The sequence below is a fragment of the Spiroplasma citri genome (genome assembly GCF_001886855.1).
Classification (GTDB): domain Bacteria; phylum Bacillota_I; class Bacilli_A; order Mycoplasmatales; family Mycoplasmataceae; genus Spiroplasma; species Spiroplasma citri.
The window spans coordinates 752054-773310 of record NZ_CP013197.1 but is presented as its reverse complement, the minus strand read 5'-3'; the positions used below and the strand labels follow the sequence as shown (position 1 = coordinate 773310).

Sequence of the window (21257 nt, the reverse complement as noted above, 5' to 3'; positions counted from 1 at the left end):
ATAAATATTAAAATCCTTTAACCATAACACGGAAAAAGTTTAAGATTTTAATAATACAAAATATAGCAAATGGAATTAATATAATTCACGCTTCACCTAAGAAAACCATTATCTCAGGTAAAATATTTGTTATACCTTCTTTAACTTTTCATAATGCACTAGATAAACCAGTTCAAATACCAGTCATACCCTCAGACATAGTTTTAGGTGTAGATGCTGTTAAAAAATTAAACGCTGTTGTTAAATACATACCTAACATTATTTATTACTCTCCTTTCTTTCAATTTCTTTTTTATCTTTTTTCTTTCCTCGAATTTGACGAATTTTTTGGTAAATTAATAAACCAAAATAAAGAAAAATTGCTAATACAATAACAACACTAAATATTGTCGTTAATCAAGTTGGCATAATATATCTCCTTTCAAAATTTTTAAATATCGCGTCACGCTCCGCGTGTTCGCTACGCTCAAAATAAACTATATTGAATAAATTACCGCTAATAAATTACGCGGATAATTTATTCATTTTCTTTTACATTATTAATTACTATCTTATTTACAGTATTAATAACAATATCTTTTCCATACTTAATTACTAAGGACCGCAAAATAAAATAATGTTTCTTTTCAATAAAAAATCAACTCCTTTCAGAATTGATTTGTTGCACTTCGATTACAGGATGCATCGGTAATTTTGTATTTCAAATTACATCAAAAATAAACAAAAATATATCAAAAACAAAACTAAAAATCTTGTCTCAATTACTATTATTATTTTCAACTAATAAATTAATCATCTTTACTATTTCTTTTCTCTTTTTTAGGTTTTAAATTCTTTTTCAAAATATCAATATCAAATAACTCCAATCGTTCTTTAACACTTAATTTTGTGATTTCTAACCAATAATATTCTTTTTTATTAACAATTTCATCATTCTTTAAATCACGCACAAACTTTAACCATTGACTATCATACTTATTAGCGAATTCAAGGGGAATAATTATTTTAAAAAACCGAATTCCTAACCCAATATCCGACTTATGTTTTGCTCTTTTACCTTCTGCTGTTCGTTCTACTGATTTTGTTTTTCAAATTTCATAATCCGTTATATCTTGGAAAATCCCAATTCGCATAATAAAGAAACGATTAAAAAAATTAAATCCTTTTTTAGCAACGGGTTTTTTCAATGAAATTGGAATAATAACCCCACTTGCTAACTGGCGAATATTATTTCAAATCATATCCTCACGCTGAGCAGTAAACAACGCACGATGTCCAAAATGTCTCGCTAAAACAATTCACGGTATTTTACCACTATGAACTTTTTTCTCATCGTGAGGACTAGTTCCGTCAATATACAAATAACTTTCATCAAATAAAATAACACTATCATCGGGTGGGGCTGGTTTTGTTCTATCGGTAAAATCTAAATTTTTAAATGTTAAAACTTTAGCTTTATCATCTTCTAACGGATAATTACTATAAATTTCATCTGTCAATAATTTCATAGTTTGCGACAAATAAGTTAAAAGTAATGTTTTACCGGTCCCTAACTTCCCAATAATAACTGATAGCGGATTATCTTGAAACGTGTAAAATGAAGTGCAACAAATCTTTATTAATTAAATAATATAATAAAAATTAAAAAAATCAACCATAAATTAAAAAAAATAAAAATAATTTTAATTTTTCTTTTAATTTATTCACATTTAAACACACTAAAAAAGAATTTATTAAATTTTAATTAATAAATACATATTTTATTATTTTAATGACATATTTTGTTATTTTAATGACATATTTTATAATTTAATATACATTTTTGACATATTTTATGAATTAATTTACATATTATTAATTAATTAAAATATAATAAACTTATCTAAAATTATCTATAAATACATCTTTTGCTGTTCTTCAATTCAGAACAGGCCTTAATTTTTCATTTATTACATCATTAACTACTCAATCTAATCGTTTCTGACTAACCTTATTAAAATCAGTTCCAGGAGGAAATCAATGTCTTAATTCACCATTTATTTTTTCAATTAAAGGTTTTTGACGAGGTTTACCAGCATCACAAAAATAAACTTGTGTTTCAGCAAATATTTCCATTTCTCGTCATTTACTAAATTCTTTACCTCTATCTGTTATTATTCCTTTCATTTTACCCATTAAATTATTATTTATAACCATCTCTTTAAATTTTACTAGAACTTCCATAGCAGTATGATTTTCAAATTTTATTGCAAAATATTTTCTACTTGATTGTTCTACTAAAACTAAACAACTAGATAAATGTTCTTTTCCAACAACAGTATCCATTTCAAATCACCCAACATTAGAAACTTTATTTTCAATATCTCAAATTGACTTAAAATCAGTTAATTTACCACGATTATCAGATTTTCCTTTTGTTTTATATTTTTTCCACGATGTCGCAAATTCTGTTTTAAAAAACCATAAAAACCTAAACGAATTCATTTATACAATGTTTTAACACAAACCGGAAATTTAACACCAAATTTTAAAAAATAACGATAAATAAGTTCTGACGGTGAATCGTGATATTTATTAAATCTAATTTGAATAAAATTAATCTGTTCTTCCGTAAATTTACATCTTTTATTATTCTTTTTTCTTTTCTTATAATACATTTTATCTGACTTATAAGCACTATATTCATCAGTAGTTTTAAAACGCTTAATTTCTCGTAAAATAGTACTACGATGTCTATTCAAACATTTAGCGATTGCAGAAATATTCTGTTCACCATTATTTTTTAAAAACATTTTTGATAATAATAATTGTTCTAATTTAACTTTATCCATAAAACTTAAATGACTATACATAACATTTATATACCTTTCATTAACTTATAAAATTAATATTTAATACGAATAATTGATATATAATTGATATGTGATAAAAACAATTATATATAAAACAATAAAAAGGAGCAATATATATGAAAAAATGACTTAGCATAATAGGAGCAATTGGATTAACCGCAACAAGCACAACAACACTAATCAGTTGTGAAAAATCTAAAAAACCAAATAATAATGAAGAAAATAAACCGACACCAGAACCACAATATAATCCACAACAAGCACAAAAAGATAGTAATTGAAAATTAATTGATAGTTCTTTAAATAATATACAAAAAGAATTTGAAAAATATAATGATAAATGATATTTTATTATTTGAAAAAGAGGAAATAGTTCACATTGAATATGACAATCAATGTTTTTTAAATATGATGAGTCTGCTCCTAGAATGACAGGCGCTTGACTTTCTTCTATAAAATCAATTTATCGTTGAGATAATACAAATAAACCTAAAAAAATAGAATTTAATGAAAGTACTGGTGAAATTACTAATTGAAAAGAACAAAAAGGAACTGAATAACAGTTCCTTTTTTATATTAATCGCACAAATTTCATAAAAATAATTAATAAAAAGATATTTGTTATTGTACTATACAATGCTGGATTAAATTTTCATACCTCAAATATTTGACTAAAAAAACTATATACTGCTTCAAAAACCTTACCAACACCACTCGCTAATTCGTTAACTTGTTTAACTCCCGGAATAGTATTAACAATTCAAATCACCGCATTTTTAATATGAGTTTCTAAATCTCATCAACCTTTAGGAGTTATATATTGCACTTGAAATCATTGCTTATCGGGGAACAACCCACCATTATTAATTTCTTGTCAATTATAAATCCCAAAATTAAAATCATAATATCGGTACATATCATTTTCTTTTTGTGCTTGTAATTCAAAAACATTATAACCGATTTTTTGTTCTTCAATTTTTTTATATTGCAAACCATATTTATTTTGTAAATTACCTCCAAAAACATAACCGGAATTTAACTTAATATTATAATTATTAGCAACCGAAAAATCATAATTAAAAACACTACCATAATTATTAATGGTATAAAACCGATTTTTAAATGCTGAATATAATTTAATATCTAATTGCTTATATTTATCAGAAAAATAAAAATATCGTGGGTAAATTTTAAAACCATTATTTACTAACAAACCATATTTTTTATTATAACCTTGAACATAAGTATTATTTTCTAAATCAAAAATCGTACGTAAATAATTAGTATAAAATTTCTGTGAAATCTTAAACATACTATTTAATAATTTATCAAATTGTAATTTATCGTTAATATTTTCACTCAACAAAATATTATTAAAATTTTGTAATTTCAACGCAAAAAAGTTAACTAAAACAGTATCATATTGTAAATTATCAATATATCCATTTTCAATAAAAGAACTACGATTTTGAAACACTGGCACCAATGCACTTGCAAAAAACGACTGTAAAAACTTAGATAAATCAAACTGACCGCTAAACTGTTGATAATACTTTAAATCTTTACTATTTAATGATGAATAAATTGAACCATTAAAATTAAAAACCTCACCCATTCCCGTTCGCATAAAACTAAAATTAAAACTTAAATCATCATTATTAATATTATTTAACTCTAAACTACCAGAAATAATTAAATTTGCTTCATCAACAGTCAAAATCATCCGATAAATTGCTTTTTTAATATTTTTAACATCCAACTCATCAACCGTCTCAAAATCAAAAATTATCCGCTTTGTACCAACCTTATTCGGATTTTCATAATCAGCACTTCCGCCTTGCTGAACCCTAATATTTTCTTGCAAAACAGAATATAAAGACAAACCAATAAATTCTTTTACGCGAGTTTGTTGATAACTATTTCAGTCAGTAATTTCACCAGTACTTTCATTAAATTCTATTTTTTTAGGTTTATTTGTATTATCTCAACGATAAATTGATTTTATAGAAGAAAGTCAAGCGCCTGTCATTCTAGGAGCAGACTCATCATATTTAAAAAACATTGATTGTCATATTCAATGTGAACTATTTCCTCTTTTTCAAATAATAAAATATCATTTATCATTATATTTTTCAAATTCTTTTTGTATATTATTTAAAGAACTATCAATTAATTTTCAATTATCTTGGTTTAACTTAACTCTTGGATAATGATTTTCTTTATAACGGTCAACATTTTCCACAATTTCTTTCGATACATCAAACATCTTATATTTTACAGCAAAAGCATAAATAAAATCAGTTAAATCATTCAAAAAATTCTCTTTTTTAACATCATAAAATTTTTCAACCATATACTTATTTTTTAAACTATGTCATTGTCGATAATAATTCAAAAATATTTCACCAGGTTTATCATAAACAACTCCGGTTGAATAACTATCTTGTAAAAAATCTAAATACCATTTATCATTAAACAATAAATTTTTTGATGTTTTTAAAGTTGGATTAATAAAATAATTTGTTTCCGACCAATTTTCAAAAAAACTACTGCGTAAAAACATTGTATTAATAAAATCAGTTTCATTAATACCTTTACCAGTACTACTTTCTTGTTTAAGCGTATATTGCTCCTCATTTAAGGGTCTAAACGCCGTTAAAGTAATAAATGGAATAACCAAACCCAAAAAAGTTAAAATAAATATGGCAAATAAAGATAACGATTTTTTCATAAACTCAACTCCTAACTATACAATGTTTTTGAAACAATAAACCCAACAATATATAAACTCGATATTGTTAACATTAACGGATGACTAAACAAAACTGCCATTCTACCAAATAATCAAATCAACCAAGTATCAGAATTATATAAATCCATAATAATATTTTTTGCTGATGTAAATTGATTAATAATAACAGTAATAAAACCAGTTCCAAATATCGCAATCGCCGCCACCAATAAAACTAATTTAATCATTACTTAACACCTCTTTTAAATTTTGCTTGTTGTCTAACATTTTGACGCTTAATTTCTCGTTTAACTTGCTGCTTATTACTATTTTGATAAACATTTTTACCAACATTAATACCTTTTCGTACAGTTGACGAATATACTTGCGAAACACCATTATTAACTGTCGAACCTAAATTATTATATTGTGTTGATGTCCCGTGAATTGCATAAATCGATAACTTAATAACCATAAAAAAGATTAAAAAATAAGCAATTGACGTATTTGTCATCGGTAATTTTGTATTTCAAATTACATCAAAAATAAACAAAAATATATCAAAAACAAAACTAAAAATCTTGTCTCAATTACTATTATTATTTTCAACTAATAAATTAATCATCTTTACTATTTCCTTTCTCTTTTTTAGGTTTTAAATTCTTTTTCAAAATATCAATATCAAATAACTCCAATCGTTCTTTAACGCTTAATTTTGTGATTTCCGATCAATAATAAAATTTTTCATTAACAATTTCGTCATTCTTTAAATCACGTACAAACTTTAACCATTCACTATCATACTTATTAGCAAATTCAAGGGGAATTATTATTTTAAAAAACCGAATTCCTAACCCAACATCCGACTTATGTTTTGCTCTTTTACCTTCTACTGTTCGTTCTACTGATTTTGTTTTTCAAATTTCATAATCCGTTATATCTTGGAAAATCCCAATTCGCATAATAAAGAAACGATTAAAAAAATTAAATCCTTTTTTAGCAACGGGTTTTTTCAATGAAATTGGAATAATAATTCCACTTGCTAACTGGCGAATATTATTTCAAATCATACCCTCACGCTGAGCAGTAAACAACGCACGATGTCCAAAATGTCTCGCTAAAACAATTCACGGTATTTTACCACTATGAACTTTTTTCTCATCGTGAGGACTAGTTCCGTCAATATATAAATAACTTTCATCAAATAAAATAACACTATCATCTAGGGGAACGGGTTTTGTTCTATCAGTAAAATCTAAATTTTTAAATGTTAAAACTTTAACTTTATCATCTTCTAAGGGATAATTACTATAAATTTCATCTGTCAATAATTTCATAGTTTGCGATAAATAAGTTAAAAGTAATGTTTTACCAGTTCCTAACTTACCAATAATTACCGATAACGGATTATCTCAAACAAAATTTACTAACCCAAAAGAATTTAACTGATAAAAAATATTTTTTCACAATCATCACACAAAATATACACATTGCAAAGCAAATAATATTCAAAATACTAAACCAACACAATACAAAGAAATTAACCAAAGTAATAAATCAATTAAACTAAACAAAAGCATTGAACCACTAATATAACAATAGTTTTTAAAGAAAAATATAAATTTTTTCATTATTTAAAATACCCAACTATCTTAAAAACCATTCACAAGAAAAACCAAGTTAAAAACAAAATCACAACTCAAACACCAACCATCAAGGTTAAATATTCATTTTGCGTTAAATTCCACATTGTAATACTTTCAACATTCGTTTTATCGATAAACAAAAATATATGAATAAAAAACTCTTTTAATTTAATTCAATCATTTTGCATTTTTAAAAACTCCATATTTTTTGAATAAGTTTAAAAAACATTCCAAAAAATAAAACAACAAATAACACAAAAGATATAACATATAAAAACTCAGGGGCATTTGCACCAATAATATAACTAACAAATTGAACTCAATAATCATATAAACTCATTTAATTTAAGTCTTTCAAATCATTAATTAATTCTTGTTCTTTTTCAACACTTCAATTTGTTAAATTATTATTGTTATTATTTGCTTTTACTTTTTTAGGTTCACTTGAAAATAACGCTTTTTTCATTTTAGTAAAATAATTTTGTTTATATTGATTATATAAATTGATTAATTCTGTTCCAGTTAAATATTTTCAAATATTTCGCTTTAAATTTTCATCATATTTTACAATAGGGTAAGAATTATCATAAATCAAACCGATTGCTATTTGTTCCAAATGTTTTTCACTCGGATAAATAAACTTATTACTCAATCAAAAACCAATATGACGATTATGATTAGGTAAATTAATAAAACTTGCTTTTTCTGTTGTAAAAGGGATAAATTCCTTACTAATAAAATAATTTTCTACATTATGATTTTTCTTAACAAAATTACTCAATTTTATCATCTCCTCGTCTTACTGGTCTTAACATTGTGCCTTTTCCTAATCCTCCAATTATATTTTCTAACGGTAACATTCTTTTCTTTAACAACATAACTTTATATTCTTTAATTTCGCATATATGACATTGAATTATAAAAAATAAAAGAATAAATATTAAAAATAAAAATAAAGAAAAAAGTAAAATACCAACAATTATTTCTCTATTTGAAAACAAAACAAGACCTACAATAATTTCAATAAGAACAATGAAAAATTGAAAATAAACAAAACCAAAAACAAAATTCCTAATAATAAAATCTCTCTTTAATTTTTTACATTCCTTAGTTGTTTTAAATTTTATATCCATAAGATAATCTCCTAACTAAATATTTGTTTAATAAACAATGTTATAAATAATGTTTATATAATGTTTTTTAATTGTAATAAACACTGATTATTAACAATGTTATACATAATGCTAATATATTGTTTATTTAATGTTTAATAAACAATGTTAATAAACAATGTTAAATATAAAAATAATAAAAATTGGCACACTGAAAAATACTATTTAATTTTTAACAATAGTTATTAAAATATAAAATCATAAGTTTATAATTAAGTTGATATTATTATGGTTTTCTCTCTGTATAAATTATTTTAAATAAAAAGAAGAAATAAAATATCGAAGAAATAATAAATTCATTTTTTACAAATATAATACCATCTATTTTTTGATTATCATGAATGGTATTACCAATTAAAACAATTATTTCACTAATAATAATTTTAATAATAACTTTTAAATTTATTATTCAAATTTTTAATAAATTAACAAATTTATAAATATTTTTATACAGAGAGAAAACCATAATAATACCTTAAATATAATTAAATTGATATTTTTACACTATACACTGTTCACAAATTTTAAAAAAAAGTAGGTATATTTATAAAAAATATTATAAAAATTTATTTCCCAAATCTATTACTAGTATGACCCTTAATAGAAATATTCTTATTTTTATTAAATCCTACTAAAAAAATATTTTTCATAACAGACTCAATATTATGAATAATAAACAATATAGATTTATCAACTATAGAAAATATAGTTAAATTTATATGTATAATAGAGATTTTTATTATCCCAATATTAACGATAGTAATAAAGTTTATTAAAAAATAAATTTGTAAACAGTGTATAGTGTAAAAATAAACAATAAAATTATTTATTTAATTCACATAAAAGCTAGTGTGCCTTAACTAAGATATATGATCGATTATAATAAATATTAAAATCCTTTAACCATAACACGGAAAAAGTTTAAGATTTTAATAATACAAAATATAGCAAATGGAATTAATATAATTCACGCTTCACCTAAGAAAACCATTATCTCAGGTAAAATATTTGTTATACCTTCTTTAACTTTTCATAATGCACTAGATAAACCAGTTCAAATACCAGTCATACCCTCAGACATAGTTTTAGGTGTAGATGCTGTTAAAAAATTAAACGCTGTTGTTAAATACATACCTAACATTATTTATTACTCTCCTTTCTTTCAATTTCTTTTTTATCTTTTTTCTTTCCTCGAATTTGACGAATTTTTTGGTAAATTAATAAACCAAAATAAAGAAAAATTGCTAATACAATAACAACACTAAATATTGTCGTTAATCAAGTTGGCATAATATATCTCCTTTCAAAATTTTTAAATATCGCGTCACGCTCCGCGTGTTCGCTACGCTCAAAATAAACTATATTGAATAAATTACCGCTAATAAATTACGCGGATAATTTATTCATTTTCTTTTACATTATTAATTACTATCTTATTTACAGTATTAATAACAATATCTTTTCCATACTTAATTACTAAGGACCGCAAAATAAAATAATGTTTCTTTTCAATAAAAAATCAACTCCTTTCAGAATTGATTTGTTGCACTTCGATTACAGGATGCATCTCAAACAAAATTTACTAACCGAAAAGCGTTTAACTGATAAAAAATATTTTTTCACAATCATCGCACAAAATATACACATTGCAAAGCAAACAACAATCAAAATACTAAACCAACACAATACAAAGAAATTATTCAAAGTAATAAATCAATTAAACTAAACAAAAGCATTGAACCACTAATATAACAATAGTTTTTTAAAAAAAATATAAATTTTTTCATTTTACCTCCAATAGTTATTTATAATTAAACTAGTATTATTATGGTTTTCTCCCCCCACAAATCAAAAAGAAATATTTTTTACAACATTATTTATATTAAGTAATTACTGCATTCGTAATGAAAATATATATTATATTCAAAAAAAATTTTAAAATTTTGTGTGGAGAGAAAACCATAATAATAACAAAATTTAATTATTTAAAATAACTAACTATTTTAAAAACCATTCACAAGAAAAACCAAGTTAAAAACAAAATCACAACTCAAACACCAACCATCAAAGTTAAATATTCATTTTGCGTTAAATTCCACATTGTAATACTTTCAACATTCGTTTTATCTATAAACAAAAATATATGAATAAAAACTCTTTTAATTTAATTCAATCATTTTGCATTTTTAAAAACTCCACATTTTTTAAATAAATTTAAAAAACATTCCAAAAAACAAAACAATAAATAACACAAACAATATAACATATAAAAACTCAGGGGCATTTGCACCAATAATATAACTAACAAATTGAACTCAATAATCATATAAACTCATTTAATTTAAGTCTTTCAAATCATTAATTAATTCTTGTTCTTTTTCAAAACTTCAATTTGTTAAATTATTATTATTTGTTTTTACTTTTTGAGGTTAACTTAAAAATAACGCTTTTTTCATTTTAGTAAAATAATTTTGTTTATATTGATTATATAAATTGATTAATTCTGTTCCAGTTAAATACTTTCAAATATAGCGTTTCAAATTTTCATCATATTTTACAATAGGGTAAGAATTATCATAAATCAAACCGATTGCTACTTGTTCCGAATGTTTTTCACTCGGATAAATAAACTTATTACTCAATCAAAAACCAATATGACGATTATGATTGGGTAAATTAATAAAACTTGCTTTTTCTGTTGTAAAAGATATAAATTCCTTACTAATAAAATAATTTTCTACATTCTGATTTTTCTTAACAAAATTACTCAATTTTATCAACTCCTTCAATTTGTCAATATTGATTTAATTTTTCTTTTTCAACATCAAATTCTACCTTAATTTCAAAAATATATTTTATATACATAATAATCACAAAAATAATAACTATAAAAGCACATACAGACATAATAATTGCAAATACAAAGTGTGGAAAATCTTTATCATTTCAACTCAATATTGAAAAATAAATAAAAGAACTTAAAAAAAAAGAAATCAGCAATTAAATTTAAAAAAATTAAAAAACTTAATAAAAAAATATCTTTAATAAAATTTTTCTTTATTTTTTTATATTCCTTAGTTGTTTTAAATTTCATATCCATAAGATAATCTCCTAACTAAATATTTATTTAATAAACAATGTTATAAATAATGTTTATATAATGTTTTTTAATTGTAATAAACACTGATTATTAAAAATGTTATACATAATGCTAATATATTGTTTATTTAATGTTTAATAAATAATGTTAATAAACATTGTTAAATATAAAAATAATAAAAATTGGAACACTGAAAAATACTATTTAATTTTTAACAATAGTTTTTAAAATGTAAAATCATAAGTTTATAATTAAGTTGATATTATTATGGTTTTCTGTCTGTATAAATTATTTTAAATAGAAAGAAGAAATAAAATATCGAAGAAATAATAAATTCATTTTTCTATTTAATAAATTCATTTTTTACAAATGTGATACCATCTATTTTTTGATTATCATGAATGGTATCCCCAATTAAAACAATTATTTCACTAATAATAATTTTAATAATAACTTTTAAATTTATTATTTGAATTTTTAATAAATTAACAAATTTATAAATATTTTTATACAGAGAGAAAACCATAATAATACCTTAAATATAATTAAGTTGATATTTTTACACTATATACTGCCCACAAGTTTTTAAAAGAAAGTAAATATATTTATAAAAAATATTATAAAAATTTTTGGTTCAAAACTGTTATTAATATTCTTATTTCTATTAAATCCTACTAAAAATAACCAAATGAGTAGTTAAATTTATTTAAAAATAAATTTGTAGACAGTGTATAGTGCAAAAATAAACAACAAAATTATTTATTCAATTCGCATAAAAACTAGTGTGCCATAGCTAAGATATATAATCGATTATAATAAATATTAAAATCCTTTAACCATAACACGGAAAAAGTTTAAAATTTTAATAATACAAAATATAGCAAATGGAATTAATATAATTCACGCTTCACCTAAAAAAACCATTATCTCAAGTAAAATATTTGTTATACATTCTTTAACTTTTCATAATGCACTAGATAAACCAGTTCAAATACCAGTCATACCCTCAGTCATAGTTTTAGGTGTAGGTGCTGTTAAAAAATTAAACGCTGTTGTTAAATACATACCTAACATTATTTACTACTCTCCTTTCTTTCAATTTCTTTTTTTTCTTTTTTCTTTCCTCGAATTTGTTTAATTTTTTGGTAAATTGATAAACCAAAATAAAGAAAAATTGCTAATACAATAACAACACTAAATATTGTCGTTAATCAAGTTGGCATAATACATCTCCTCTCTAAAAATATTGCGACACGCTTCGCGTGTTCGCTACGCTCAAAATAAACTATATTGAATAAATTACCGCTAATAAATTACGCGGATAATTTATTCATTTTCTTTTACATTATTAATTACTATCTTATTTACAGTATTAATAACAATATCTTTTCCATACTTAGTTACTAAGGACCGCAAAATAAAATAATGTTTCTTTTCAATAAAAAATCAACTCCTTTCAAAGTTGATTTGTTGCACTTCGATTACACGATGCCAAAATTAATGGGCAATTTGATATAACACATGTTTTGCATAATTTTATAAGAAAAAAATGCAATTATTATTTTTACAACACTTGCATTTTTTTATTAATAACATTAACAATTTTTTCAACATTAAAACTAAAATATTCTAAAACATCTTGAAATGGCCCTGATTGACCGAAGGTATTAATTCCAAAGTTTAACCCACTATTTGAAGTATAACGTTCTCAGCCAAAGGTTGTCCCTAATTCAATTGAAGCAATTAAAGCCAACGGTTCTAACAATCTTTGTTTATATTTAGCATCTTGTTGCTCAAATAATTCTCAACAAGGCATTGATACTACTTTTACTTTAATTTTTTTATCATGCTCTAATTTTTTTGCAACAGCAATTGCCATACTTACTTCACTACCTGTTGCTAACAACACAACATGATTATTATCTTCTTGTCCATAAACTTGATAAGCTCCTTTTTTAACCAGCTCAACATTTGAATGTTCTAATTTTGGTAAATCTTGACGTGTAATTAAAATAACACTTGGAGTATGTTTTGATTGTAAAGCCATATGATAAGCTCCTAATGTTTCATTAAAATCAGCTGGGCGAAAAACATTTAAGTTTGGTTGACTACGTAACATGGCTAATTGTTCAATTGGCTGATGTGTTGGACCATCTTCACCAACAGCAATTGAATCATGCGATAAAATATAAATAGCTGGAATTTCCATTAATGAACTCAACCGAATAGCTGGCTTCATATAATCAGCAAAAACAAAGAAACCACTTGCAAAAGGAATTAATCCTCGGTGTAAACAAATTCCATTATTAATGGCAGCCATTGCAAATTCTCGTACCCCATATGCTAAATTACGACCTAACCGATTTTCAGCACTATAAACACCATCAGCTCCTTTTGCTTTTGTACTACCACTTAAATCAGCACTACCACCAATTAAACCTGGAATAATATTAGAAAGACGATCAAGTATTGCACCACTACTAATCCGTGTTGCTTGTGGTTTAATTGGTTTTAAATCACGAAAATCTTGTGGATTAAAATTAAAATTCCCATAAACTGCATCATCAAGTTCTTTTGCTAAAGCAGGATTTTCTTTGCAAAGACCTTGATACATTTTTAACCATTGTTGATATTTTTTAATTCCCCGTTGTTTAACATTGACTTCAAAATCCTTATAAACTTCACTAGGAACTTCAAATGGTTTATAATTTCATTCTAACATTTTACGAACTGTCTCAATATCACTTCCCAACGGAGCACCATGTACTGCTGGTGTTCCTTGTTTAGTTGTCCCATCACCAATTATTGTTTTTACTTCAATTAAGGTTGGTTTATTACTTTTTTTTGCTTTTATAATAGCTTGATCAATTGCCTCAATATCATTCCCATCTTTGACAAAAAGATAATTTCAATTTGCTGCTTTAAAGCGATCAGCAATGTTTTCACTTTGTGCAACATTAACCATATTATCCAATTGCACATCATTTGAATCAAACAATACAATTAATTTATTTAGTTTTCAATGTCCTGCTAAAGAAATTGCTTCTTGTGTAACTCCTTCTTGTAAATCACCATCACCACATAAAACATAAGTATAATGATCATAAAGCGGATATTTTTTGGTATTGTATCTTGCTGCTAAATGAGTTTCTGCCAACGCTAAACCAACTGCTGCTGCAAGTCCTTGTCCAAGAGGGCCTGTCGCAACATCAACTCCTGGAGTTAAATGTGATTCGGGGTGACCAGGCGTAATTGAATCAACTTGACGAAAATTTCGTAAATCATCAATATTCAGATCAAATCCTGATAAATGCAATAACGAATATAATAAAGCACTACCATGTCCTGCTGCTAAAACAAATCGATCACGATTTATTCATTTGTCCACTTGGGGGTTAACAACTAAGTGTCTTGTAAATAAAGTATATGCCATTGGCGCAGCACCAAGAACAATTCCCGGATGGCCTGAATTTGCTTTATTAATTGCTTCAATTCCCAACATTTTGATTGTATCAATTGATTTTTTCATTCTATTTGCCTCCTTTTTATACACTAATTAATACTCATAATATCATTGTACAACGAATTAAAAGAAAGAACTTAAATAATTTGAAAAATATTCCATTAATTCTTACTTTTTTTGGATTATTCATTTATAATTAGAAAAAGTCTGAATGAAAATAAATAGAAAAAGAGTGGTCCCTTTAATGGTTAAATATTTATTTAAAAGTCGTGATAACGTCCTCTAACTTTTTAAAACAAGGAAATTAAAAAATAAAAGATTTTTATTAAACCCCGCACTAAAAAGTAATAATATGATAAATAACATAAAGTAAAGGATGTGATAACAAAAATGACAAATAAATTACGAAATTGAAAAGTGATAATGATTATTCAAGGAATTTTGATGGGAGCACTATTTTCATTTATTCCATTTGCAATTTTTGTTAAATTTGGTTTAACAAAAATTTGATTCTTCTTATTAATTCCAATTGCAATGTTCTTTTTTACCCCACTATGGGTTAAAGTTAAAAAGAAAAAGAGTAATACCTTTATTCTTCAAATTAATAGTTTTTTTCTTTTTATTTTTCTTTCGTTATTAATGACTGTTAATTTTTTTGATAATAATTTAATTATTTATTTTTATCCCCTATTACTTTTTTGTACTGGAATGTTTGTTGCGGGTATGGTTCCTTTCTCAATGGAAATTATCCGTAGTTATGCTCGTGAACATCAATTAAAAACAAACCCTAGTATTTATTTTATTGTAGGAAGTGTTGTTACAATTATAATTCCTTTTTTACTACAATACTTTTTAACAGAATTAACAACTAAAATTTCCTTACAAGGATACTTTAGTTTATTAGCATTAATTAACTTTAGTTTAATTTTTTTTAACCATGATATTCAAACTGAAGAAATTACTTTTAAAATTAATCCTAGTAGTTGAAAAATACTTCAAAAAAACAAACAATTTTGAAGTTATTTATATTCATCAAGTTTTTTATATAGTATTAATGAAGTATTTGGATACATTCTTCCTATTTTAATTTTTACTAATACAGCAATTATGATTATAGTCATAAGTAGTTTATATGTTATTCGAAAAATAAGTTATTTATTTGGATATTTACTGAAAATAAACAGTAATAATATTAAACACCAAATTATTTGGAATACAATTATTACTATAATTGCTATCGGATTATTATTAGGATTAACAATTGTCTTTTTTCCCTTCCAAACTCAATTATCGCATATTTTATATTTAACCATTGGCTTGGGTGGCAGTCAAATCTTAATTGGATGTTTTCTTGGGCATTTAAGCCGGATTCAAAAAAATAATATAATTAGTTTAGTTGGTACTGACCATTTAACCTTAGGTCTAATGATTGAACATGTCTTCGGCCATGCTATCTTTAGTTTATTACTAAGTGTAATTATTATTCCAATAATAATTAATTTTTATACAAATATATTAACTTATATAATTATTTATAGTATTATCATTGGAATGTTATTATTAAGTTTTAGTTTTATCAAACTACCAGTAAAAAAAATAAAAACTTAGTCATTTTAAAGATTACAAGAAAATAATAAAAATAATAAAAATATTTATTTATAATTATAAAAAATATCATAAAATAAATAAAAAATATAAAATTAAACACACTAAAAAATAATTTATTAAATTTTAATTAATAAATACATATTTTATTATTTTAATGACATATTTTATGAGTTAATTTACATATTATTAATTAATTAAAATATAATAAACTTATTTAGTTTAAACACAAAAACTTAATAATTTAAAATTATTTAATTAAACTTAAACTATTCAAAAAATTAAATGGTGTCTGAAAATTTAAAGACTTATGTACTCTTTCAAAATTATAAAAATAATAATAATCATTTAATTTATTCTGTAAACTAACTGCATTTAATATTTTTTCTTCAAATACAAATAATTTAGTATAATTTTGATGAAATCTTTCAATCTTACCGTTTGACTGTGGAGAACGAACCGGTTTTGTCTGATGAAAAATATTTTTATCTGTTAAAAATTGAGTAAAATTAGTTTCTTTAACAGTATTTTTTTGATTATTCCGATAATTATTAATAAATTCAGAACCGTTATCAGTTCTAATTCGTGTTATTTTAACACCAAATATATTTTTAAAATCACTAATTGCTTTTTTAACAGCAGCAATAGCATTATCAATATTTAATTTATCATAAACATATCCTAATGCTAATCTTGTTTTTTCATCAATAAAATCATAAACATAATACTTTTTATCAACTGGAAATTTACTTGGTACAAAATATTTAGCGTCCATCTGTAATAAACCTATTTCTTTAACTTCATATCTTGGATGTTGTTTTTTAATTTCTTTAATTTTATTTTTTATTTTTAATCATCTTTCATCTTTTTTAAGTCAACGAAAAAATGTTTTTAAATTTTTTGGTGCTTTATTTTTTAATTTTTCTCCATGAATTCCTTTTTTTAAATTATAAAACAAAGATAAAAAACCACCAGCATGTTTATTACAATATTCAAAATATAAATCACAAAATGCAATTAAAATTTTATTCGCTCAATAATAATAAAAAGTTGAAAATTTATTTTTAAAATATTTTTTAATTAAATCTTTCAACAAAAAATTACCACTATTAACATAATAATCATTACACAAATTAATATATGAAAATATTTTTTTTATTCTTTTATAATATTTATTTTTATTGTATTGGTTTATTTATTTTAGAAAATTGTGATAAATATTCTCTTCTTTTTTTCTAAATTGTTGTGCTTGATTTTGTTTTCACTTATAAGTACCAATTTGATTAACAGTTCTTCGTTTATCACGACCAATATTACGATAAAAACCTTGTTCAAGTCTTCTAATATATTTTCTTAAATCATTAATATCTTTTGCATTTATAAAGTTTTTTAATATTTTGTCATAATAAATACCTTTATTTTTTAAACCTTCTTCAACATATTTACGAATCATACTTGGTAACATACTCTTAATCAAATTCTTCAAAATAAAGTTCCTGCATTAGCATTTTTTATTGCTAATCAAACATCAGCCGGCATTGAAGGATAAGTATAAGGTCCATATACTATTATGTTTAACCATTGGAATTAATTCAAAATGTAAAGCATAAAAATCACTATCAAATGTATCATCATATAAGTCTAATACTTTATCTTCTCTTGCCTCGGGTTTATCTTCTCATTGAATTAATTCATATTGATTTTTACTTACAGGACATTTTTCTCATAATCATTTTAATTGATTAGTATTTATTAACATTGTAAATGCCTCAATACGATGTTTTATTTTAAACTTCTGCTTTTGTGCTGGTTTAAAATGCATGTATTGACCAAAAGTATAATTATATTTTTCTCTATTTAAACTTTCTAATGTTGCATAAGCACTATCATCAACATTAATTGATATACCTTGTTGTATTAAATTAAAGTATTGATTTAATTGATTGTTGTAAAACTCTAAAATATCTTTTACTTGTTCTAATGGTCCTTTAAATTGTTGAGTAGCATTTGAGTGTGTATATTCAGCAACTTTATATGCTTTTTTATCAAATGAATTATATAATCAAAAACTTGCTGCTGTTGTATGTCCTTTAGGGCTAGTTGAGTTTGCTAAGTCAACACCACCTAATAATTTCGTTGGTTGAATAATATCTGTTGCTTGCATAATATCAAGATATCTTGCAAAGATTGACCCACTAGTATTACCTGGTAATCCTCAACTTCATACTCTTGCTCTTTCAGGGTCTAATTGTTCTAATCTTAATATTTTATTTTCTTCTTCTTTTGGTAAGAAACTATTTAATCTTCAATTTGTATAATGAATAATAATTTTCATATCTCATTTTTCAATATAAGCAGTTTGTTCTCATTTACTACGCATTATTTCTTCATTAAAAGGTAATAATTGATTACAATAACCAACAATATATCTTTTTAAACTCTCAGGATTACATGTATTAATTGTTATTTTATTTTGACTACCTCTTAAAGCAAAATCAATTTCATTAATATCATTTTGGTTATATTGGTCGCATTCTTCTCTTCAATCAATAACTAATTTATATTTATTTAAATCAGCAAAGGCTTTTAATTTTTCTCTTTTTGTAGCAGAATGTAACCCACGACATACTATTTTTGTCCCATTGGGAATAGTAAACGAATGTGTGCTTAAATTAACACTAAATGGAATATTATGCTTTTCTAATGTATTTCATATGTTTTGAAAGATACTATCTCTAATATCTTTATTCATTTTCATACTAGCAAAAATAAAAATAGGTTCTTTTATTAACATTGATATTTTAATTAATTCAGCAAACATTTCTAAATTAGATAATGTTTTACCACTATGTCGTGAACCAATTTGATTAATTTCATTAACTAACTCAAACTTTTTAGCAAAAGGATATTTATTACCAACATTACTATTTTGTAATAACCAATAAGGAATTTCTAACAAATAAGTAAAATGATTAAGCATTCTTATCATCCTTATTATTATCATTTTTAATATCTCTAATATCTGTTTGTAAATTAACAATCATTGGTTGTTGATTATTTAAGTTTAATTCTTTTTCAAGTTCTTTTTCTTGTAATGAATATTTATAATTAAATGCACGCTGTCAATATAATTTAGCACCATCAGGTGATTTCATCATAAAATTAATTATTTCACTTTCAATTCTATCAACTTGTTTTTCAAGCAAAGGAACTATCTTTTCGCTCGCATAAGTATCATATCTTCATTTGCGAGAAAGATTGAATTCATTGGTTAAATCATTCAAAGTATATGGTTTATGCGGTGATTTATTTTGCCAAAATTCATCTATTTTACGATAAAATGTTCGCAAACTTGCTGTTTTTGGATTAAATTCCTTCATATTTTACTCCTTTTTGCATATTAAAATTGCAATTATTTAAACAATATGGTTAAATAATAGAGTAATAACAAACCTATCAAGAACTAAAAACGTATCACAATGTATTAAAGAACTTAATATTATTTTTATTATTTTTATTTTACAATTAAAAAAAGACTTTTTCAAGTCTTTTTTTTGTAAAACAAGTATAGAGACAGATATTCGCAACTTGTTATAAATTAATTGTATAACTTTAAAAATAATTGTCAATAGTTTTTTAAAAATAGTGTATAAATAATTTTAAAAAGATTGGAGACAGAATATATGAAAGATTATACACATCTAAAATATGATGAACGAAATTTATTTAAGGATTTATTTTTATCTGATAGTTGTAAAAAGAAAAATGGTACACTTAATTTATCTGAAATTGCAAGACAAACAAATCGCAGTGTGAATACTGTTAAAAGAGAAATTAAAAGATTTAAAAATATAGAAGATTATACAGCAATAGAAGCACAAAAAGATTATTATAAAAAGCGTAAAAAATGTATTAAAAAACTACCTACATTTACAAAAGAACAATTAAATTTTATTCATCTGAGATTTAATGTTTATCATGATTCACCAGCAGAAATTATTCAACGATTTTTAATAAAGTTTGGTATCAAATTTCCCGCTTGTGTTAAAACATTTTATAAATGAATTTTTTTAGGTCTTTTGGGTTTGTTAAAGAAAAATTTATTAAATGGTGGTAGAAAAAATAGAACAAAGAAAAGACCTGATAATCGTGGCAAATTAGATGAAAGATTTAAATCAATATGAGATATTGAAAATAAAGAATCTAATGTTGGATGACTTGAAGCGGATACAGTTATTGGAAAAGACCATAAATCTGCTGTTTTAGTTTTAGTAGAACAATCAAGTAAAAAATACTTTGCTATGAAATTAGAAAATCATACTGCTAATGAAGTTTTAGAAAAACTTGAAGAATTAGTTAGAATTAATGGTTTAGTTGGAAAAATTAAAGGAATAATAACAGATCGCGGAAAAGAATTTAGTAAATTTGAAGAGATGGAAAAGATTACTGGTTCTAATGTTTATTATTGTGACCCTGGTTCACCAAAACAAAAACCCTTAATTGAAAGAATTAACCGTGAATTTAGAAAACGCTTTCCTAAGGACACTGATTTTAATAATGTTAATCAGAAAAGAATAGATTGAGTAGTTAATGTTATAAATGATAAACTCCGACCATGTTTAAATTGAATAAGTGCAAAAGAAATGTTTTTACAAAATATTAAGTAAATTTATTAATTAAAATTTAAT

26 protein-coding genes and 5 pseudogenes are annotated in these 21257 nt (G+C 23.9%); 3 read left to right on the top strand and 28 right to left on the bottom strand.

The window, feature by feature from the left end; genetic code table 4:
- Window positions 1-7 precede the first annotated feature (7 nt).
- The 5 genes and pseudogenes from SCITRI_RS04235 to SCITRI_RS04215 form a co-directional block, all read right to left on the bottom strand.
- Window positions 8-259, bottom strand: coding sequence for a hypothetical protein (locus tag SCITRI_RS04235; protein WP_015979230.1), 252 nt, complete (start codon window positions 257-259; stop codon window positions 8-10).
- Window positions 259-408: a hypothetical protein gene (locus tag SCITRI_RS04230; RefSeq protein WP_015979229.1), complete on the bottom strand. Its 150-nt coding sequence runs from the start codon at window positions 406-408 to the stop codon at window positions 259-261. The genes SCITRI_RS04235 and SCITRI_RS04230 overlap by 1 nt, the downstream gene beginning before the upstream one ends.
- A 109-nt stretch (window positions 409-517) precedes the next feature.
- Window positions 518-796, bottom strand: a complete 279-nt coding sequence (locus SCITRI_RS04225) for a hypothetical protein (RefSeq protein ID WP_071937350.1) — start codon at window positions 794-796, stop codon at window positions 518-520.
- Window positions 789-1583 (bottom strand): annotated as a pseudogene (locus tag SCITRI_RS04220) (hypothetical protein); the annotation flags it as partial. The pseudogene SCITRI_RS04220 and the gene SCITRI_RS04225, both read right to left, overlap by 8 nt.
- A gap of 295 nt (window positions 1584-1878) precedes the next feature.
- Window positions 1879-2852: pseudogene (locus tag SCITRI_RS04215) on the bottom strand (IS30 family transposase).
- Between the two features lie 116 nt (window positions 2853-2968).
- On the opposite strand from SCITRI_RS04215, the gene SCITRI_RS10700 reads away from it, so the two are divergent.
- Window positions 2969-3412 (top strand): lipoprotein, encoded by a 444-nt coding sequence (locus tag SCITRI_RS10700; RefSeq protein ID WP_071937349.1) that lies wholly within the window; start codon window positions 2969-2971, stop codon window positions 3410-3412.
- Between the two features lie 11 nt (window positions 3413-3423).
- Here the strand turns inward: SCITRI_RS10700 and SCITRI_RS04205 are convergent, their stop codons facing one another.
- The 19 genes and pseudogenes from SCITRI_RS04205 to tkt form a co-directional block, all read right to left on the bottom strand.
- The gene (locus SCITRI_RS04205) at window positions 3424-5583 is read right to left on the bottom strand and encodes a spiroplasma phage ORF1-like family protein (RefSeq protein WP_071937348.1); all 2160 of its coding nucleotides are present in this window, start codon (window positions 5581-5583) and stop codon (window positions 3424-3426) included.
- A gap of 11 nt (window positions 5584-5594) precedes the next feature.
- Window positions 5595-5831, bottom strand: coding sequence for a hypothetical protein (locus tag SCITRI_RS04200; RefSeq protein WP_015967964.1), 237 nt, complete (start codon window positions 5829-5831; stop codon window positions 5595-5597).
- Window positions 5831-6208 (bottom strand): hypothetical protein, encoded by a 378-nt coding sequence (locus SCITRI_RS04195; RefSeq protein ID WP_071937327.1) that lies wholly within the window; start codon window positions 6206-6208, stop codon window positions 5831-5833. Before SCITRI_RS04195 ends, SCITRI_RS04200 begins: the two co-directional genes overlap by 1 nt.
- The gene (locus SCITRI_RS04190) at window positions 6201-7214 is read right to left on the bottom strand and encodes a hypothetical protein (RefSeq protein WP_071937347.1); all 1014 of its coding nucleotides are present in this window, start codon (window positions 7212-7214) and stop codon (window positions 6201-6203) included. The genes SCITRI_RS04195 and SCITRI_RS04190 overlap by 8 nt, the downstream gene beginning before the upstream one ends.
- Window positions 7214-7417: a DUF2649 domain-containing protein gene (locus tag SCITRI_RS04185; protein WP_071890543.1), complete on the bottom strand. Its 204-nt coding sequence runs from the start codon at window positions 7415-7417 to the stop codon at window positions 7214-7216. The genes SCITRI_RS04190 and SCITRI_RS04185 overlap by 1 nt, the downstream gene beginning before the upstream one ends.
- 152 nt (window positions 7418-7569) lie before the next feature.
- Window positions 7570-8019: a DUF3627 domain-containing protein gene (locus SCITRI_RS04180; RefSeq protein ID WP_071937346.1), complete on the bottom strand. Its 450-nt coding sequence runs from the start codon at window positions 8017-8019 to the stop codon at window positions 7570-7572.
- On the bottom strand, window positions 8003-8362 hold the full coding sequence (locus tag SCITRI_RS04175; RefSeq protein WP_071890535.1) for a hypothetical protein: 360 nt from the start codon (window positions 8360-8362) through the stop codon (window positions 8003-8005). The genes SCITRI_RS04180 and SCITRI_RS04175 overlap by 17 nt, the downstream gene beginning before the upstream one ends.
- Window positions 8363-8627: 265 nt before the next feature.
- Window positions 8628-8867, bottom strand: a complete 240-nt coding sequence (locus tag SCITRI_RS04170; protein WP_071937345.1) for a hypothetical protein — start codon at window positions 8865-8867, stop codon at window positions 8628-8630.
- Between the two features lie 423 nt (window positions 8868-9290).
- The gene (locus SCITRI_RS04165) at window positions 9291-9542 is read right to left on the bottom strand and encodes a hypothetical protein (protein WP_015979230.1); all 252 of its coding nucleotides are present in this window, start codon (window positions 9540-9542) and stop codon (window positions 9291-9293) included.
- Entirely contained in the window at window positions 9542-9691 is a 150-nt protein-coding gene (locus SCITRI_RS04160; RefSeq protein WP_015979229.1) for a hypothetical protein, read from the bottom strand. The genes SCITRI_RS04165 and SCITRI_RS04160 overlap by 1 nt, the downstream gene beginning before the upstream one ends.
- A gap of 109 nt (window positions 9692-9800) precedes the next feature.
- A complete protein-coding gene (locus SCITRI_RS09950) occupies window positions 9801-9950 on the bottom strand; it encodes a hypothetical protein (protein ID WP_155522075.1) in 150 nt (49 codons plus the stop codon).
- A gap of 16 nt (window positions 9951-9966) precedes the next feature.
- Window positions 9967-10188, bottom strand: a pseudogene (locus tag SCITRI_RS12295) (hypothetical protein); the annotation flags it as partial.
- Window positions 10189-10382: 194 nt separating this feature from the next.
- Window positions 10383-10585, bottom strand: a pseudogene (locus SCITRI_RS04155) (DUF2649 family protein).
- Window positions 10586-10737: 152 nt separating this feature from the next.
- Window positions 10738-11172, bottom strand: a pseudogene (locus SCITRI_RS04150) (DUF3627 domain-containing protein).
- 672 nt (window positions 11173-11844) lie between these two features.
- Window positions 11845-12027 (bottom strand): hypothetical protein, encoded by a 183-nt coding sequence (locus SCITRI_RS04140; RefSeq protein ID WP_233485479.1) that lies wholly within the window; start codon window positions 12025-12027, stop codon window positions 11845-11847.
- A 296-nt stretch (window positions 12028-12323) separates the two neighbouring features.
- On the bottom strand, window positions 12324-12575 hold the full coding sequence (locus tag SCITRI_RS04135) for a hypothetical protein (RefSeq protein ID WP_071937343.1): 252 nt from the start codon (window positions 12573-12575) through the stop codon (window positions 12324-12326).
- A complete protein-coding gene (locus SCITRI_RS04130) occupies window positions 12575-12724 on the bottom strand; it encodes a hypothetical protein (protein ID WP_071937342.1) in 150 nt (49 codons plus the stop codon). Before SCITRI_RS04130 ends, SCITRI_RS04135 begins: the two co-directional genes overlap by 1 nt.
- A gap of 103 nt (window positions 12725-12827) precedes the next feature.
- The gene (locus SCITRI_RS09940) at window positions 12828-12977 is read right to left on the bottom strand and encodes a hypothetical protein (RefSeq protein ID WP_155522108.1); all 150 of its coding nucleotides are present in this window, start codon (window positions 12975-12977) and stop codon (window positions 12828-12830) included.
- An 88-nt stretch (window positions 12978-13065) separates the two neighbouring features.
- Window positions 13066-15030 (bottom strand): transketolase, encoded by a 1965-nt coding sequence (gene tkt, locus SCITRI_RS04125; RefSeq protein WP_071937341.1) that lies wholly within the window; start codon window positions 15028-15030, stop codon window positions 13066-13068.
- Window positions 15031-15354: 324 nt separating this feature from the next.
- Here tkt and SCITRI_RS04120 point away from each other — a divergent pair, with 324 nt between their 5' ends.
- Entirely contained in the window at window positions 15355-16572 is a 1218-nt protein-coding gene (locus SCITRI_RS04120; RefSeq protein WP_071937340.1) for a hypothetical protein, read from the top strand.
- Between the two features lie 247 nt (window positions 16573-16819).
- Here the strand turns inward: SCITRI_RS04120 and SCITRI_RS04115 are convergent, their stop codons facing one another.
- The 4 genes from SCITRI_RS04115 to SCITRI_RS04105 all read right to left on the bottom strand — a co-directional run bounded on the left by SCITRI_RS04115 (window position 16820) and on the right by SCITRI_RS04105 (window position 19949).
- Window positions 16820-17665 (bottom strand): DDE-type integrase/transposase/recombinase, encoded by an 846-nt coding sequence (locus SCITRI_RS04115; protein WP_237238125.1) that lies wholly within the window; start codon window positions 17663-17665, stop codon window positions 16820-16822.
- A 99-nt stretch (window positions 17666-17764) separates the two neighbouring features.
- A complete protein-coding gene (locus SCITRI_RS10695; RefSeq protein WP_204305194.1) occupies window positions 17765-18055 on the bottom strand; it encodes a hypothetical protein in 291 nt (96 codons plus the stop codon).
- 15 nt (window positions 18056-18070) lie between these two features.
- Window positions 18071-19549: a PBSX family phage terminase large subunit gene (locus SCITRI_RS04110; protein WP_071937339.1), complete on the bottom strand. Its 1479-nt coding sequence runs from the start codon at window positions 19547-19549 to the stop codon at window positions 18071-18073.
- On the bottom strand, window positions 19542-19949 hold the full coding sequence (locus tag SCITRI_RS04105) for a hypothetical protein (RefSeq protein ID WP_071937338.1): 408 nt from the start codon (window positions 19947-19949) through the stop codon (window positions 19542-19544). Before SCITRI_RS04105 ends, SCITRI_RS04110 begins: the two co-directional genes overlap by 8 nt.
- A 303-nt stretch (window positions 19950-20252) precedes the next feature.
- On the opposite strand from SCITRI_RS04105, the gene SCITRI_RS04100 reads away from it, so the two are divergent.
- Complete coding sequence (locus SCITRI_RS04100; protein ID WP_071937337.1) at window positions 20253-21236, top strand: IS30 family transposase; 984 nt, start codon at window positions 20253-20255, stop codon at window positions 21234-21236.
- The last annotated feature ends 21 nt before the right edge of the window (window positions 21237-21257 follow it).